This is a genomic window from Mesorhizobium sp. WSM4823 (assembly GCF_055811195.1).
On record NZ_JBVVQL010000047.1, the window covers coordinates 1 to 859 of the forward strand.

Annotated in this window: 1 protein-coding gene; it reads left to right on the forward strand. The window is 62.7% G+C overall.

Annotation, left to right across the window (positions count from 1 at the left end):
- Positions 1–17: 17 nt before the first annotated feature.
- Positions 18–859 (forward strand): porin (locus AC0L26_RS31945; protein ID WP_473636080.1); only part of this gene is annotated, 842 nt, incomplete at its 3' end.

An 859-nucleotide genomic window follows, 5' to 3' on the forward strand; every position in this document is an offset into this window, starting at 1 on the left:
TGACTGGAGGTCAGAAAATGAACATCAAGAGCCTTCTTCTCGGCTCCGCTGCGGCACTGGTCGCAGTTTCCGGTGCGCGCGCCGCCGACGCCGTCGTCGTCGCCGAGCCGGAACCCGCTGAATACGTCCGGATCTGCGACGTCTACGGCGCTGGCTATTTCTACATTCCCGGCACCGAAACCTGCCTGCGCATCGGCGGCTATGTCCGCTACGACATCGGCGTCGGCGACGTCGGCACGTTCACCGGTGCGACGAACTGGGACCGCGAGGACGGCGGCGAGAACGACACCTATTGGAAGCGCGCCCGCTTCACGCTGAAGACCTGGACCGGCCAGGAAACCGAGCTCGGCACCTTGAAGACCTACACCGAGACCCGCTACAACTTCGGTAACAGGCAGGGCTTCGCCGCCATCGACGACGATGGGTACCTCGTCGGCAACGATGCCGGCAACAGGGGCGTTTCGCTGAACTTCGCCTGGATCCAGCTCGGTGGGCTGCGCGTCGGTAAGGACGAATCGGCCTTCGATACGTTCATCGGCTACGCCGGCAACGTCATGAACGATACGCTGGTCCCCTACGGCGGCTTCGACACCAACGTCATCCAGTACTACTTCGATGCCGGCAACGGCTTCTCCGCCGTCGTCTCGCTCGAAGAAGGCTACGGCCCCTTCACGATCGACGACTATGTTCCGCATGTCGTCGGCGGCTTGAAGTGGACGCAGGGCTGGGGCGCGATCACCGGCGTCATCGCTTATGACAGCGCCTACGAAGAAGTGGCCGGCAAGGTTCGCCTCGACATCACGCCGATGGAGAACCTGTCGCTGTTCATCATGGCTGGCTACGGCACCGACGACAACTA